A 1117-nucleotide genomic window follows, 5' to 3' on the forward strand; every position below is an offset into this window, starting at 1 on the left:
GTTTCCCCCGAACGTCTGGCGGATGTTAAGACGATGCTGGAGGCAACCGGTGTACAGCTGGAGCCCCGTTTCCAGGACCGGGCGTACTACACCCCGGTGGCAGACCGGATAGTCATGCCCCTGACGTCGCAGTTTGACTCAGAGGCGGACTACTGGTCCACGCTGTTACACGAAATGGTACACAGTACCGGGCACCGTAAACGGCTTGACCGGGAGGGTATCAGTGCTCCCCATAAGAAAGGGGATGATGCGTATGCCCTGGAAGAGCTGATTGCCGAGACCGGCAGCGCATTTCTGTGCGCGCAACTGGGTATATATGGTGAGGTGCAGCATGACAGCTATATCGACGGCTGGCTGCGGGTGCTGAAGGCCGACAAAAAAGCGCTGTTCCGCGCCTGCAGTAAGGCAAGAGAGGCTGCGGAATATCTGCTGGCGCCGCTGAACATCTGTTCGGCGGCATAATGTAACGTTAACCCGTGCGGGGAAGCCCGTCGGGGCTCCCGCACAACTGACTGCAGGGAGGATTTGTACACTTCAGCCCGACATCCGACGGGCTCTTATCCACGTTACGGGGCGATGCCCCGTCAGGGGCTGGCTCCCGTTTTTTCAGACAGGAGAACCATGTCCGGTATTCATCCATTTCCGGTCCGGAAACGTCTCCGCGACCGTAATCCCCCCCGTACAGGCATCTGTGATGATGACTGTGCCGGTGACACGTTAACCCCGAAACAGGAAGACCGTATCCGCCAGCTGGTCCGGGAGGAGTGTTATTTCCGTGACCGTGAAGCGCTGATAAAGCTGACCGCCATGACGCTGCTGCTGAAACTGGCCGGCACCGTCATGCTGGGCCTTCTGCTGCTGGCGTTCCGGTTTCTGTAGGCGGAACTGACTGAGGAGAGAATGATGTACCTGAAAGTCCTGAAGTTCATACTGATGAACCTGTGGTATCTGGTTCGCTGGCTGGGGCTGGCGATGTACCACGGACTGTCGGCGCTGTACCGGCGAAGACAGACGAAGATGACCGTACTGCGGCCCCGAACGGTGTATGCCGGGCGCTGGCTGCTGGCGGACGACCCGCAGTTCTGCGGGCGGGCCGTGGTGGTGAAACAGGGGGAGA

General features: G+C 59.4%; 2 protein-coding genes and 1 pseudogene. All 3 read left to right on the top strand.

Annotation, left to right across the window (positions count from 1 at the left end):
* Positions 1 to 462: zincin-like metallopeptidase domain-containing protein (locus tag BZK42_RS27855; RefSeq protein WP_249025195.1), on the top strand; the 462-nt coding region annotated here is incomplete at its 5' end.
* A gap of 159 nt (positions 463 to 621) precedes the next feature.
* Positions 622 to 879 (top strand): hypothetical protein, encoded by a 258-nt coding sequence (locus tag BZK42_RS27860; protein ID WP_080861615.1) that lies wholly within the window; start codon positions 622 to 624, stop codon positions 877 to 879.
* 21 nt (positions 880 to 900) lie between these two features.
* Positions 901 to 1117, top strand: a pseudogene (locus tag BZK42_RS27865) (hypothetical protein); the annotation flags it as partial.

The sequence above is a fragment of the Citrobacter braakii genome, from assembly GCF_002075345.1.
Lineage (GTDB): Bacteria > Pseudomonadota > Gammaproteobacteria > Enterobacterales > Enterobacteriaceae > Citrobacter > Citrobacter braakii.